Annotated in this window: 9 protein-coding genes; 3 read left to right on the top strand and 6 right to left on the bottom strand. The window is 40.3% G+C overall.

Annotated features, from left to right (window positions below):
- Positions 1-15 precede the first annotated feature (15 nt).
- From nifJ to PLEUR7319_RS38740, 6 genes are all read right to left on the bottom strand, one after another.
- Complete coding sequence (nifJ, locus tag PLEUR7319_RS0132535) at positions 16-3,624, bottom strand: pyruvate:ferredoxin (flavodoxin) oxidoreductase (protein WP_019509433.1); 3,609 nt, start codon at positions 3,622-3,624, stop codon at positions 16-18.
- A 56-nt stretch (positions 3,625-3,680) separates the two neighbouring features.
- Complete coding sequence (locus tag PLEUR7319_RS0132540) at positions 3,681-5,159, bottom strand: alternate F1F0 ATPase, F1 subunit alpha (RefSeq protein ID WP_051044581.1); 1,479 nt, start codon at positions 5,157-5,159, stop codon at positions 3,681-3,683.
- 283 nt (positions 5,160-5,442) lie between these two features.
- Positions 5,443-6,294 (bottom strand): alpha/beta fold hydrolase, encoded by an 852-nt coding sequence (locus tag PLEUR7319_RS0132545; RefSeq protein WP_019509435.1) that lies wholly within the window; start codon positions 6,292-6,294, stop codon positions 5,443-5,445.
- Between the two features lie 172 nt (positions 6,295-6,466).
- Complete coding sequence (locus PLEUR7319_RS0132550; RefSeq protein ID WP_019509436.1) at positions 6,467-6,916, bottom strand: SRPBCC family protein; 450 nt, start codon at positions 6,914-6,916, stop codon at positions 6,467-6,469.
- A gap of 18 nt (positions 6,917-6,934) precedes the next feature.
- Positions 6,935-8,095 (bottom strand): pyridoxal phosphate-dependent aminotransferase, encoded by a 1,161-nt coding sequence (locus PLEUR7319_RS0132555; RefSeq protein WP_019509437.1) that lies wholly within the window; start codon positions 8,093-8,095, stop codon positions 6,935-6,937.
- 162 nt (positions 8,096-8,257) lie between these two features.
- The gene (locus PLEUR7319_RS38740) at positions 8,258-10,627 is read right to left on the bottom strand and encodes a hybrid sensor histidine kinase/response regulator (RefSeq protein ID WP_019509438.1); all 2,370 of its coding nucleotides are present in this window, start codon (positions 10,625-10,627) and stop codon (positions 8,258-8,260) included.
- Between the two features lie 804 nt (positions 10,628-11,431).
- Here PLEUR7319_RS38740 and PLEUR7319_RS0132565 point away from each other — a divergent pair.
- The 3 genes from PLEUR7319_RS0132565 to PLEUR7319_RS0132575 all read left to right on the top strand — a co-directional run bounded on the left by PLEUR7319_RS0132565 (position 11,432) and on the right by PLEUR7319_RS0132575 (position 15,074).
- Positions 11,432-12,733 (top strand): ABC transporter ATP-binding protein, encoded by a 1,302-nt coding sequence (locus PLEUR7319_RS0132565; RefSeq protein WP_019509439.1) that lies wholly within the window; start codon positions 11,432-11,434, stop codon positions 12,731-12,733.
- An 88-nt stretch (positions 12,734-12,821) separates the two neighbouring features.
- Positions 12,822-14,273: a glycoside hydrolase family 13 protein gene (locus PLEUR7319_RS0132570; protein WP_019509440.1), complete on the top strand. Its 1,452-nt coding sequence runs from the start codon at positions 12,822-12,824 to the stop codon at positions 14,271-14,273.
- A 372-nt stretch (positions 14,274-14,645) separates the two neighbouring features.
- On the top strand, positions 14,646-15,074 hold the full coding sequence (locus PLEUR7319_RS0132575; RefSeq protein WP_019509441.1) for a hypothetical protein: 429 nt from the start codon (positions 14,646-14,648) through the stop codon (positions 15,072-15,074).
- Positions 15,075-15,096 lie beyond the last annotated feature (22 nt).

The following is a 15,096-nucleotide window of genomic DNA, read 5'->3' on the forward strand; positions in this document are numbered from 1 at the left end:
TTGTCGTGATATTAATTAAGAATCTGAGTTCATTTGCTGTGCAGCGAGGTATTGATACATCTGCCAGCGAGTATTGACATCTTGTTGTGCCTTTTGGAGCAGCCGTTTGGCATCAGCAGGTTTACTCTTGGTCAGCATTTTAAAGCGATTTTCGGCGTACATAGACTGGCTGACGGGCTTCTTAGGCGATCGCATATCTAACTGGAGTGGATTTTTCCCTTCTTGTTTCAGATTGGGATTGTAACGATAGAGTAGCCAACGTCCGCTATCAACCAGCTCTTTTTGATGGCTCATAGCGGTGGTCATGTTAATACCATGAGCGATACAGTGACTGTAGGCAATGATTAAAGAAGGACCTTCGTATGCTTCGGCTTCGATAAACGTTCTTAAGGTATGCTCGTCTCGCGCCCCCATAGCCACACTACCTACATAAACGTTGCCATAAGTCATAGCAATTAAACCCAAGTCTTTTTTAGGTGCTGGTTTGCCTCCCGCAGCAAATTTAGCTACCGCAGCCCTAGGAGTTGCTTTAGAAGATTGCCCCCCAGTGTTGGAATATACCTCCGTATCCATTACTAAAATGTTGACGTTGCGACCACTAGCAATTACGTGGTCTAGCCCCCCAAAACCAATATCGTAAGCCCAACCATCACCACCAACAATCCAGACGCTTTTTTTCACGAGATAGTCGGCAAGACTCAAAAGTTGTTTTATTTGGGTTGTTGGGGGCGAACCGCCGTTCGCCCGTACAAGGGTTTGGAGTTTGTTTTTTAATTGTGTTACGAGATCGCGCTGTTCGTAGATATCGGCTTCGTCTTTTTGTTCGGCAGTTAAGATACTGCTAGCTAATTCTTCTCCTACCTCACTTGCTAAAGATCTGAGTAACTCAGCAGCAAACTGAGCGTGTTTATCGATCGCAATTCGAAAACCCAAGCCAAATTCGGCATTATCTTCAAACAAACTATTAGACCAGGCTGGTCCTCTGCCTTCAGCATTTTGTGCCCAGGGAGTGGTCGGTAAGTTACCACCGTAGATCGAGGAACAACCTGTAGCGTTAGCAACGACAGCGCGATCGCCAAATAGTTGGGTCATTAATTTAATGTAAGGGGTTTCCCCGCAACCAGCACAAGCACCTGAGAATTCAAATAAAGGTTCTTGCAATTGCTGTTGCCGAATCTGATTCAGTTTTAGCTGACGGCGATCGGGATTGGGCAAATTGAGGAAGAAATCCCAATTAGCTCGCTCTTGCTCCCGTAGGGGTGGTTGGGCTTCCATATTAATTGCTTTAAGAGAAGGCTGAGATTTGTTTTTAGCAGGACATACATCTACACAAATGCCACAACCAGTGCAGTCTTCAGGTGCGACTTGAATCGTAAATTTTTGACCAGCAAAATCTTTATCTCTCACTTCAGTAGATTTAAAGCTGTTAGGGGCATTAGCTAATTGAGCAGGATCGTAGGATTTACCTCGAATCACCCCGTGAGGACATACCATGACACACTTGCCACACTGAACGCATACATCTGGATCCCAAACTGGGATAAATTGAGCAACATTTCGTTTTTCCCATTTAGACGTACCAGTAGGATAGCTGCCATCACAAGGCAAAGCACTGACGGGAAGATCATCTCCTTCTCTAGCGACCATCTTGCCCAGTACTTGTCGCACGAATTCGGGGGCAGTGTCGGGAATAGGCGATCGCTGATGAATCTGACTGGTAACTTGGGTGGGAACTGGAACTTCAAAGAGATTATCCAAAGTATTATCCACCGCTTGTAGATTCATCTGGACAATTTTTGCTCCTTTTTTGCCATATGTTTTTTTAATTGCTTGCTTGATTTGGGCGATCGCCTGTTCTTGGGGTAATACTCCGGCTAGAGCAAAGAAGCAAGTCTGCATCACTGTATTAATTCTGCCACCCATACCGCTTTCTCGGGCAACTTTATTGGCATTGATGACATAAAATTTCAATTCTTTAGCAATAATTTGCTCCTGAATTTCTACTGGTAACTTCGACCAAACTTCATCGACACTGTAAGGACAATTAAGGAGAAAAGTAGCTCCAGGTACGGCAGCTTTCAGGACATCGAGTTTTTCTAAGAAATTCCACTGATGACAACCGATAAAATTAGCCCGATCTATGAGATAGGAAGAACGAATGGGTCGATCCCCAAACCTTAGATGGGAAACGGTAACGGCACCAGATTTTTTGGAGTCGTAAACGAAGTAGCCTTGAGCGTAATTTTCAGTTTCTTCGCCAATAATCTTAATTGAGTTTTTATTTGCCCCTACCGTACCATCAGAACCCAAACCATAAAACATGGCTCTGACTACGCTATCGGGTTCGGTGGAAAATTCAGGATCGTAAGCTAGAGAAGTTTGGCTCAGGTCGTCATTAATTCCCACAGTAAAATGGTTTTTGGGCTTATCTTGCTTTAAATTCTCAAAAATCCCCTTAATCATGGCAGGATTAAATTCTTTCGAGGAAAGACCGTAGCGTCCACCTACTATTTTTGGGAAAGCTTCCTCTGCTGGGCGCAAGCCCTGCGCCCCTACTTCTGCTTGCCAGCATTCACAAATTGCTGTTACCACATCTAGATACAAGGGTTCGCCACTAGAGCCTGGTTCTTTAGTACGATCCAGTACCGCAATTTTCTTAACAGTTTTCGGTAGGCTAGCAACCAAACTTTGAGCATCTAAGGGTCTGTATAAACGGACTTTCAGTACACCGACTTTCTCGCCTTGTCGATTGAGATAATCTACAGTTTCGTGAACAGCTTCGCATCCCGAACCCATGAGCACAATTATCCTTTCGGCATCTGCCGCACCGTGATATTCATATAAGCGATAGTGTCTTCCTGTCAGTTTGCCAAATTTATCCATTAACTGTTGAACAATTGCGGGACAGGCATCATAGTAAGGATTAACGCTCTCACGGGCTTGGAAGTAAACATCTGGATTTTGGGCTGTTCCCCTTAAAACAGGACGATCTGGAGTTAGTCCTCTAGCACGATGAGCCAAAACTAACTCGTCGTCAATCAGCGATCGCAAATCGCTCTCTTCTAGTAATTCGATCTTTTGAATTTCATGGGAAGTCCGAAAGCCATCAAAAAAGTGAATAAAGGGGACTCGCGATCGCAAGGTAGCTGCTTGGGCAATTAAAGCAAAGTCATGGGCTTCTTGAACTGAAGCCGAACAAAGGAAGGCAAAGCCTGTGGCGCGGGCTGCCATCACATCACTGTGATCGCCAAAAATCGAGAGTGCTTGGGCTGCTAAAGAGCGAGCAGCAACATGAATTACTGCACTGGTAAGTTCTCCCGCAATTTTATACAAATTAGGAATCATCAACAGTAAGCCCTGAGAAGCAGTAAAAGTAGTAGTTATCGCGCCAGCTTGTAATGCCCCGTGTATTGCTCCTGCTGCTCCACCTTCTGATTGCATTTCAACTACACTCGGTACTGTCCCCCAAAGATTAGTCATTCCTTGGGATGACCAAGCATCTGCCCATTCTCCCATCGGTGAAGCGGGGGTTATGGGATAGATCGCGATCGCTTCGTTTAGCTTATAAGCCACTCTAGCTACGGCTTTATTGGCATCTAAGGTTGCAACGGTTCTCTTAGTCATAATTGTTAAACCTTTAATGATGTTCTTTAGAAGTGGCGTGAATTTTGCCCGACAGTTTAGGTTATTGAATACTTAACAGTATTTTTGGCAATATTTAACAAAGTCATGAGAGAGTTATTACTTAATTTTGCTCCAGATTCAATTGTCTGACAGGTATCAGTTGCTTGTTCTCTAACAGCCTGACGTAAAGACTTTTCTACTAAGCTAATCTTATCCAATGGCACAATATCGAAAATTCCTTGAGTAACAGCCAATAAAACGGCGATTTGTTCCGCGACGGGAATCGATTGATATTGAGTTTGTTTGAGAACTTCTCGCACTCTCTGACCCCGTTCGATACTTTTTCGGGTGGCGTCATCCAGTTGTGTCCCAAAACGAGAAAATGCCTCTAATTCTTCAAATTGAGAATAAGATAAGCGTAAATCTCCAGCTACAGATCGATACGAGGGTAACTGAGTTTTTCCCCCAACACGAGATACCGATTTTCCCACATCAACGGCAGGTAAAATGCCTTTATGAAATAAGTCTGGAGTGAGATAAATTTGACCGTCAGTAATGGAAACTAGATTAGTGGGGATGTATGCTGAAATGTTTTGAGCTTCGGTTTCTACTATGGGTAAAGCTGTTAACGAACCTCCTCCAAATTCTGGACACAGATGGGTAGCACGTTCTAACAAACGAGAATGAATGTAAAAGATATCTCCAGGAAAGGCTTCTCTTCCAGGGGGACGACGCAACAGCAGAGATAATGCTCGATATGCTCTAGCGTGTTGAATTAGGTCATCATAAACTATCAGAACATCCTGACCTCGTTCCATAAAATATTCTGCCATAGTCGTTGCTGCATAGGGGGTAATGTATTGTAACCCTGGGGATTTTTCTCCTCCTGCGACTACAACTATGCAGTATTCCATTGCTTTTCTTTGTCTTAACTCAGCAATTAATTTGGCTACCGCAGAACTTCTTTGTCCGATCGCACAGTAAATGCAGATAACATTTTTGTCTTTTTGATTAACAATCGTATCCAACGCGATCGCTGTTTTGCCCGTAGTGCGATCGCCTAAAATTAATTCCCTCTGTCCCTTACCAATGGGAATTAAGGCATCGATAACTTTGATCCCCGTTTGAAGCGGTACAGTAACCGGTGCGCGTTGCATTATCCCTGGTGCTTCTCTTTCTACCGGTAGCCTATTAGCTGTCGAGATTGCACCTTTATTATCTAATGGACGGCCAGTCGCATCAATCACTCTCCCTAATAGTTCTTCTCCTACAGGTGCATCTAAGACTCTTCCCGTTCGCAATACCTCACAACCCGCTTTTAAATCTTCACTATTATCTAAGAGAATAATTCCTACTTCATTGCGATCGAGATTGTAAGCTATCCCAAAGCGATTTCCGGGAAACCTTACTAATTCTTCTGCTTGTACTCCGGGCAAACCAACAGCACGGGCAATCCCGCCACCCAAATAAGTTACAGTTCCCACTTCTTCAATCTGTAACTGAGGGTTGTAGTTATCTAATACTTGCTGGGAAATAGTAAGAGTTTCATCTAGAAGATTTTGGTAAGATAAAGAGTTAATATTTACCACGGCATCTTTTTATAACCACTTCTAAATATATAAGGCAAAAATTTGAGGAAGTTGTGAATAGAGTTAAATTAGGGTAAATAAGTTCAATTGATGTTTATAATGCGAGATTTAATTGATAACTATATTTTTGAGGGCAATTGGCTTTGCCAGTGCGCGGAGCGCAATCGCCTAAAGACTATGGTGCAAAATTACTTGCAGGAAAACAAATCCTGATAGTGTTGGACAATATTTAAACAACCGCACTACCAACTTGCAAAAATTCTCTGACTGCATTCAAATAAGCAGTTGGATCTTCAAGCATCGGAAAATGAGAGGTTTGGGGTAGTTCTACATAGTGAATCTTATTATTTAAGGCTGCGGCTTGTTTGCCCATTGCTGCTGGAATAATGATATCTTTTTCACCAGATACCATTAGAGTTGGCACAGTAAGTTTAGAAAACTCCTGAGGCATAGTTTCTACAGCTTTTTTGCTAACAGAAGTATAGATTGTTTCTGCTGCCGCATTATAGTCAGCCATCAAAAAATCTTCTAAAAATGCCAGGCGATCGCTTTTGCTAATTGGGCGATGCAGAAATCTTGCCATAAACATTCTGTCGGCGAAGGGAACTTTTAAAAACCAGTTATAGCGAAATCTAACAACATACTCACCAAATTTATGAAAAGCAGCAAATGCTTTAGCATCGTACTCAAAAATGCCATTACAGGTTAGAATTGCTTGCTGCACCCTCTCGCCATAACGATTAAGAAATAAAGTGGCGATCGATGCTCCCATGGAATGAGCATTAAGATAAACTTGAGTCAGATTTAAAGCATCTAATAATCCCGCTAGATCCTCTGCGTAATCTTCCATTTCGTAACCCAAGTTACCAGAATCATGGAGTAATTTAGAACGACCAAAGCCACGCATATCGTAGAGTAGGCAATCAAAATCATTAGCTAAAGCTTCGGCAGTACTACGCCAATATCTTGCCGAGCCTCCCCAACCATGAAGAAATACCATCACTGGCTTATGGGATTTAGTTTCTGAGTGACGAATCCACTCATAATGATGATTTACCCCGCGAACATCTACTGTAGGCATAGTAACTTGCTAACAAACTATTTGATCGTTACTTTTTAGTCTATTCTTTTGGGCGGAGATATTTCCACTTATTCTTATTGTTTTAACAAAAGTGTTATGTCAATTTAAATTAAAGACATTACAAGTCATCTTTTGTAGGGGCGAACAAATGTTCGCTTACGATATATCTGTACTAAAATTTTTCACATTCAGTTTTAGTTACATCATGACGATAACGAAACATATCTTTGAGCCGAGCATCTACCCACCAGCCTAAGAAAAATTCTGCCAACCAACCACCAGGAATTTCGTAGGCGATCGCATCGGTTAATCTAGTCCGACCATTTTCGTCAATAAATTCATGACGATGGATCCAAGACTTCATTGGTCCTGTGGTTTGTTCGTCGACAAAAAGACGGTTGGGCTGACACTCAATGTGTGTGGCAATCCAGCGTACTGGAATTCCAGCTAGGGACAAGCGAAATTCACTAATTGCCCCAACTCCTAAACCTCCTTCGCGGCGAATTACCGTGACGGGTTGCCAGGGAGGAGTCAAGAGATCAAGAATATCTGGTCGCTCATGAAACTGCCATACTGTCTCTACAGAAGCATTAATTAAACTAGAGTAGGTGAAATTTAGCATCGAGTTAGATTATTATTATCATTGCTCCACAAATTCCGTTAATCGTTTAAGACCCTCTTTAATAGTGTTTAAATCGGTTGCGTAAGAAAAACGAACACAGTCATCCATGCCAAAAGCAATACCTGGAATGGCAGCAACTTGTTTAGATTCTAGTAACTCATTACAGAAGTCAAGAGATTTCTTTCCTGTCTGGGAAATATCCACAAAGAGATAAAAAGCGCCGTAGGGTTTAGGACAGCTTAATTTGGGAATGGCATTGATTGCTTCATACATATAAATTCTGCGTTGAGCAAAAGCCTGAACCATTTCTTGCACACATTCCTGAGAAGATTCTAAAGCAGCGATCGCGCCATACTGAGCAAAAGTACAAACATTCGAGGTACTGTGACTTTGGATTTTCGCCATTGCCTGCAAAAGTTCTAAGGGAGCAGCAGCATAGCCTACCCGCCAACCAGTCATGGAGTGACTTTTGGCAAAACCACTACTGACAATAGTACGAGCCAAAATTTCATCATTTATCGAGCCAATACTGAGATGCTGAGCATCATCGTAGAGAATCTTTTCGTAGATTTCGTCAGAAACCACTAAAATATCTCGTTCCACAATGATCTTGGCTAGTGCACGAACTTCATCAGGACTATAAACAGTTCCCGTTGGGTTAGAAGGGGAATTAAAAACAAAAAGTTTGCTATTGGGTGTAATAGCTTGTTCTAATTGTTCTGGGGTAATTTTATAGTCATTCTCTGCCAGGGTATTCACAATTACAGGAGTACCGCTAGCCAGCTTAACCATTTCTGGATAGCTTAACCAATAGGGAGCGGGAATAATGACTTCATCTCCTGGTTCAATCAAGGCTTGCATCAGGTTAAACAGAGAAAACTTGCCACCATTGGTCACAATGATATTTTCTGCTTGGTAGTTGAGATTATTATCAGTTTTTAGCTTGTTGGCGATCGCCTGTCTCAGCTTCAGCTCTCCTACTGCAGCACCATAACGGGTCTTGCCCTCATCCAAGGCGGTTTTGGCAGCTTCACAGATATGCTTAGGGGTGGGAAAATCTGGTTCTCCGGCACTAAAGCTACAGACATCAATTCCCTCAGCTTTCATTGCTTTAGCTTTAGCGGAAATTGCCAAGGTAAGAGAGGTCGATACTTGATTTACTCTTGCTGCTAGTTTCATTTCGTCAAACCCAAGAAATTCAGTTGCGCACCCAGTAGACTAATTTATAGTGTGGCAAAGTCTGATAAAGTTAACCGAAATTAGCTTATTTTTCTTTACATTTTGCTGATTTTCGGCAAAACAGAATTTTAAAAGTATGTTCTAGATTTTGATGAGAGTGTGTCAATTTTTAGATACCATCTCATGCTTAGAAAATATTCCATGCTTTTCTAATAAAACTAGTAGCTTTTTCTCATCAATGGGTTTAGTCAGGAAACCTTGACAATCATAAGTTTTACTAGCTTTTTTCAATGATTCATAATTACAGGATGAAATGAGAATAACAGGAATAGTCTTGAATTGTGGTGTTTTTTGTAGGTCTCGAATTAATGTAAATCCAGTTTTAACCGGCATGAATAAATCGAGTAAGATTAAGTCTGGTTTAACCATAGCTGCCATATCTAGTCCTTGTTTTCCATTAATGGCAGAGAACACTTCAACGCCTAAAGGGGTAAGTATGCTAGATACAAAAAAATAATTTTCTTCTTTGTCATCGATAATCAAAATCTTTGATTTCCAAAGATTAGCAGGCAATGCTTTTGAAGATCCATTGTGCTCAGTTTCTGCAATAATATCCACAACTTTTTCTTTGTCTAAAGTTCTTAAGCTATTGCCTACCACAGGTAAGCTGATGTCAAACCAAAAAATTGACCCTACACCCAATTGACTCTTGACATTTAGTTGACCACCCATCAGTTCCACTATTTGCTTGCTGATCGATAAACCAAGCCCTGTTCCATTTATTTGCTGTTCAGGAGTACTAACTTGTTCAAAAGGCTGAAAAATTTTCTCCAAATGTTTTGAACTGATTCCCACCCCAGTATCAATAACTTCAAAGCGAAGTTTCTGTTGAGGACGCGAGTCGTTGACATCCAACACTTCTGTTGTCTGGAGAACACTGACTTTGAGAGTTACTTGCCCTTGATCGGTAAATTTAATCGCATTGTTGAGCAAATTAATCAGCACCTGTTGTAGCCTTTTTTGATCTACCCAAGCACCTGTAGTTAAGTTATCTACAGTTTCATATTCCAAGAGAATTTGCTTTTCTTGCGCGCCTAACTGAACCATAGCTAATGTCGCATCTAAGAAAGAATGCCATTTCAAATATGTAGGATTAAGTTCAATTTTATTGGCCTTAGCTTTGGAAAAATCTAAAATATCTTCAATTAAATTTAAGAGATAAATTCCACTTTCGCGGATAACTTTTAATTCCTGAGTGCTTTTAACCTGATCCTCAAGCTTACTTGACGGGTAATAACCGTTCGAACTAGGATTTTTCTGCAATATATCTGCATAGCTAATTATGGTGTTCAGTGGAGAGCGTAATTCATGACTTATTCGAGCTAAAAATCTATCTTTAGTTTGATTTGCTTTTTCAGCTGCTTTTTTAGCTTTGTTAAGTTCGGCAGTTCTTTGTCTAACTCGATGTTCTAGCTCCTTAAATGAAGTTTTCAAACGGCTCGCCATCAGATTAAAAGCCCCAGCCAGAATTCCCAGCTCATCTTGACGATTTATTTCTACTTCTCCGTCTAACTTACCTTTAGAAAGTTCTGTTGCAGCTTTAGTTAGCTTGCCAATTGGTTGAATTAGATAATTTGCCAATAACCAAGTCAGAATACAGACAGTTATCACAGCAACCAAACCCACTAGATATGCTAATCTGTTAAATTCTTGTTCATTTTTAAAAAATTCAGCTTCTCGTTGGACAATAGTAATTTTCCAGCCATTATCTAGATTAGTACCGTAGGAAATCCACCTAATATCTTTATAGTCAACGAAAGAAAAGAAACCATCGCGACCTTCCAAAATATTTTTAACAGGGGGATATCGATTTAAATTGTGTAATTGAGTACCAGAGATTAAGGCTGAGTTGGGATGAGCCAGTACCTTACCAGTTTGATCTACCAAAATAACATAACCAGTTTCGCCAAATTGAAGTTGACCGATTTGCTCGGCTAAATCTGAGAGTTCACTGCAAAGCATCACCACTCCCTCAATTTCCGATGGTTCTTGACGGATTGCTTTCCCCATACAGATCGCTGGCTTCAAAATAGTACGACCGATCAAAGTTTGGTAACTTATTTCCTGACCTGCTTTAGCTCTTAGAAACCAGGGTCGATCTCCATAATAAAGGGGTTTGCTACTATCACTGCGGGCTATATTCCACCCATCAAGATTAACTGTGCTAGCCAAATAGATATTAGGATTTGTGGCGACTACATTATCTAGTATTAGCTTTTGTCGCTTGGCATCCATACGAACTATATCGGGTTGCTGACTCAATTGCTGTAAATTCAAAACATTTGATTGATTCCACCAAAAGATGGTGTTTGCCAACAATTCTGCTTGAGAAGCAATATTCTCTTTAGCATCCTCGCGAAATCGCACATCAGCACAATAACTAGCGTAAAAAATAGCCCCCAGCATTGGTGGAATGACTCCAAACAAAACTATCGCAGGCATTCTAAAGCGTAAACTGTTCCAAAATGACATAATTATACTTCTCTAAAATTAAAAATAAGGATCAAATTGTGCCTAATGTAAATAGTTTTAATGTCTGCTTCACTGATTCAACTTTTTTGACCAAGTTAGCTAACAGAAGAGTGTAAAATCCTGACTCAAATAGTTATTGGAAGTAACAACAGGTCAAACTATTACTCTGCAACTAAAAATAGCTAACATCTAACCAGTTGCTTCTACAATTATCTCTGGCTTTTCTATTCACATTAGACTCAAAATACAATTTACAGCCAAGCTTATTTTGAATTTAATACTAATTTTACTTGACAAAGACACTTTAAAAAAGAAATTATTTGCTTAATATAAAAGAAATACTAAGTATATAGTTTAAATGAAGCGATAAGCAATAAATTATTGACAACCATAGGCTTACAACCTTTTTTATGCATTATTTTCATGGTTATCTCCATCTAATAAATCACACTCTAATATGCTCTAAGAGCTATTCTTTTATAACTTTCTGATCGAAGAGTAATTTCTCCCAAATTACTCAATTTTTTTTTCCTTGTTACTTTAAAGTTGACAAAAATTAAGTATAAAAGATTACTAATAAGTTTTTTAAAGGCAATTTAGATTATTCTTTTAGATAACTCTGCTACTTGAATTATTTGATGAAGTATCAGATTTTCTAATACCACCTACATTTTGACTTCTGACCTCTTTTAGATTCAAGTGACTTTGTTATGTCTCATCGCCAACACCCAAAAGCCATCACCTAATACTAAATGATAGTATTACTAAGCAAAGCTCAAAATATCAACTTAATTAGGTTTAATAGTGGCAAAAGTCGTAGTCGAAAACGTCTATAAAAGCTACTCTCGCGTCAAGGCGGACAATAGTAATTTATCCGAATCAGAAGCGAGGTACGAAACAGCTCTTTCTTCCACCAAAACTAAATCTAAACAAGTAAATGTTTTGCGGGATATAAATTTTACCGTTGAAGATGGAGAATTTTTAGTTTTAGTTGGACCCTCTGGTTGTGGTAAAAGTACTTTATTACGACTGCTAGCAGGATTAGAAGAATTGACGGGGGGGAATATCAAAATTGGCGATCGCCTGGTCAATGATTTACCTCCCAAAGTTCGAGACATTGCCATGGTATTTCAAAATTATGCTCTTTATCCCCATCTAAATATTTACGACAATCTGGCTTTCGGCTTACGACGCAATCCGGAGACTGGAAGACTAGGAGACAGTGAGACTGATAGAAAAGATCCAGTTGACCCTAATTTACTAGAAGATATATTGACAGCCGTAACTCGTCATTTACCCCGAAGTTTGCGTTATGTATCGACAAAAGAAAAACTTGTCAGGGATAGGGTGAGGTACGTAGCCAGCTTGTTGCAAATAGAATCCTTACTTGGCAGATTGCCGAAAGAACTTTCGGGAGGGCAAAAACAACGGGTCGCTTTAGGTAGAGCGATCGCTCGTAACCCCCAGGTATTTTTGATGGATGAACCACTATCTAATTTGGATGCTAAACTACGAACTCAAACCCGCGCCCAAATTGTTAAATTGCAACGACAGCTAGATACTACTACGATCTATGTTACTCATGATCAAACTGAAGCAATGACTATGGGCGATCGCATTGCGGTAATGAACAACGGACAAATTCAACAAATTGCGCCACCTTTAGAAATATACGAGCAACCTGCTAACCGCTTTGTAGCAGAGTTCATTGGTTCGCCACCGATGAACTTTTTATCTGTAGCTCTCGTTTTACCTGTCAAATTAGTACATAAATGCTTTGAGCTTGATTTACCAGAAACTTGGGCAAAACCACTACAAGAAAGTCAAGCAAAATCTCTGATTCTAGGTATTCGTCCTCAACATTTAGTCCTCGACTCAGCCAGCAAATCAAGTATTCAAGTTACGGTAGATTTAGTAGAGGCATTAGGAAGTGAAACTTTTATTTCTGCCCATTTAACAGCAGATGCCAACAACACAATGACGGTATCTTTACCTCCAGATAAACCAGTTGGGGTCGGTGACTCTCTTTGGTTAGCTGTAGACATTAACAAAATCCATCTTTTTACAGTTGATGATGGACGAGCAATATTCCTAAATAATAGTTAGTAGAAACAAAAGAAAAAAGCTGAAATTGTCTGGTGTAATAAAAATCACCGAGTTTGCACTATTAACCATTAACCATTAACTTTTAACCATGATTAAAACGCCAGATTGGGTCAAAAACGCTGTTTTCTATCAAATATTCCCTGATCGCTTTGCCAAAAGCCCCGCCACAATTAAGGGACAGTGGCAAGCTTCTACTTATGAAGGTTGGGATGCGACTCCCACAATGCAAGGTTATAAAGGTGGAAATCTTTGGGGAGTAATAGATAAGCTAGACTATCTCCAAGACTTGGGAATTAATGCGATCTACTTTACACCTATATTCCAGTCTGCTTCTAATCATCGCTACCATACTCATGATTACTATGAGGTAGATCCTATTTTGGGAGGAAATGTCGCTTTTGATGCCTTAATTAAAGCAGCCCATAGCAAAGATATGAAGGTAGTGCTGGATGGAGTATTTAATCATGCCAGTCGCGGGTTCTTCTTCTTTAACGATATTTTAGAAAACGGTCCTCATTCCCCGTGGTTAGACTGGTTTAAAATTAAGGATTGGCCATTATCTGCCTATGACGGGGATAAGCCTGCTAACTACGAAGGCTGGGTAGGGAATCGTGCTTTGCCTGAATTCAACCACGACAATCCTCAGGTTAAAGAATATATTATGCAAATTGCTGAATATTGGCTGCATAAAGGGATAGATGGCTGGCGATTAGATGTACCCAATGAAGTTGATACCCCTGGGTTTTGGCAAGAATTTCGCGATCGCGTTAAAGCCGTAAACCCTGAAGCTTATATTGTTGGTGAAATCTGGGGGGATGCCAGTCCCTGGCTAGACGGTACTCAGTTTGATGGCGTAATGAATTACCGCTTTACTGAGGCAACTATTGCCTTTGCTGGGGGAGAAAATTATCTTCCCGAATACTGTCAACATGAACTGCAACCTTATCCACCAATTTCTGGAGTCGAATATGCTGTCAGAATTAAAGCCCTACTAGAACAATACGATTGGGAAATACAGCTAACTCAACTCAACCTTTTAGATAGTCACGATACCCCCAGAATGTTGACTACCGTAGGTGAGGATTACAACAGCTTTTTGTTAGCTACAGTTTTATTAATGACTTTTCCTGGTGCGCCCAGTATTTTTTATGGCGATGAAGTGGGTTTACCTGGAGGCAAAGATCCTGATTGTCGTCGCACTTTCCCACAACCCGAAAACTGGAATGTAGAACTATTAAAAGCTCATAAAGAATTAATTGCTTTACGTCACCAATATCCTAGTTTACGCACAGGAACTTACAAAACTTTGTATGCTGAGCAGAATATCTATGTCTTTGCCAGGATATTGAATGATGAGGAGCTAGTAATTGCGGTTAATACTGATAGCCAACAAGCTAATGCTAATTTCTCGGTTACAGAATTAGAGTCCCAACCCCAGAAGCTAGTATACGGCTCCGGAAGATTAGAGTGGCACGACACCACAGAATCACGAAAACTAGAAATTACTTTGCCCGCTAAAAGTAGCATGATTTTTGTCTAGTCACGATCGTCAATAAAGGGGCTACGCCCCAGCTAAGTAGGTGGGTGAAATTAAATATAAAACGGTTTTTGCCGGGGTTAGGGGTTAGGGGATAGGTGATAGGGAAAAGATTAACTACCTGGGTTTTATAAATTATTATGCCTACTTACTTAATAACTATTAGCCATTAGCTATTAGCTTCAATCAAATATGGTCTTAAACCATACCTGGGCAGTAGACATTGCATAGGCAATGGGGTCTTATACCCAATAACGCTTTTAGCAGTTAAACCAAGGCTAAAAGCTAATAGCTAAAAACAGTTTAATCTGAACGAAGCCATTTCACATCAAACGTTTATAGTTAATGATAAGTGTTTTCTAGGAGCAAGACTGGATGAGCGATCGGCTCGGGATGATATGTGGTTTTTTAGGTGGAACGATTATTGCTGTAGAGTCTGGGTATAAGGTTTTCCCCCATCCCAAAGAAGATAAAATTTACAATAGATTAAGTGACGCTAAATGGTTTTTGACATTAAGATGGTGTGATAATCTTTCAACGCCCGCAGGCATTATTACTAACACTGGAGAACTTTCTTTTTTTAATCAAATTGTGCTGGAGATGGGAGAAGAACAATTTATTCCCCGGAAATATCGACAAGAGATTTTCGCTCAATGTTTGCATCTTCATCCGGATGAAACGGTTACTTACCTTATCCCCGATAGCGATCGCGTTATGGAAATAAGGGCTTTAACAATAGATTCTCGATATGGAAAAGTAGCTTTAGTTAGTGAATTGCTAGAATTCTCTCCCCTTGAAAGTTAACCTCTAAAACGGTATCGGCGAT

It is taken from the genome of Pleurocapsa sp. PCC 7319 (assembly GCF_000332195.1).
Classification (GTDB): domain Bacteria; phylum Cyanobacteriota; class Cyanobacteriia; order Cyanobacteriales; family Xenococcaceae; genus Waterburya.

Coding starts and splice junctions, on each gene's coding strand:
- PLEUR7319_RS38740 (WP_019509438.1), bottom strand. CDS start 10,627: ATGTCATTTTGGAACAGTTTACGCTTTAGAATGCCTGCGATAGTTTTG.
- PLEUR7319_RS0132550 (WP_019509436.1), bottom strand. CDS start 6,916: ATGCTAAATTTCACCTACTCTAGTTTAATTAATGCTTCTGTAGAGACA.
- PLEUR7319_RS0132545 (WP_019509435.1), bottom strand. CDS start 6,294: ATGCCTACAGTAGATGTTCGCGGGGTAAATCATCATTATGAGTGGATT.
- PLEUR7319_RS0132575 (WP_019509441.1), top strand. CDS start 14,646: ATGAGCGATCGGCTCGGGATGATATGTGGTTTTTTAGGTGGAACGATT.
- PLEUR7319_RS0132555 (WP_019509437.1), bottom strand. CDS start 8,095: ATGAAACTAGCAGCAAGAGTAAATCAAGTATCGACCTCTCTTACCTTG.
- nifJ (WP_019509433.1), bottom strand. CDS start 3,624: ATGACTAAGAGAACCGTTGCAACCTTAGATGCCAATAAAGCCGTAGCT.
- PLEUR7319_RS0132570 (WP_019509440.1), top strand. CDS start 12,822: ATGATTAAAACGCCAGATTGGGTCAAAAACGCTGTTTTCTATCAAATA.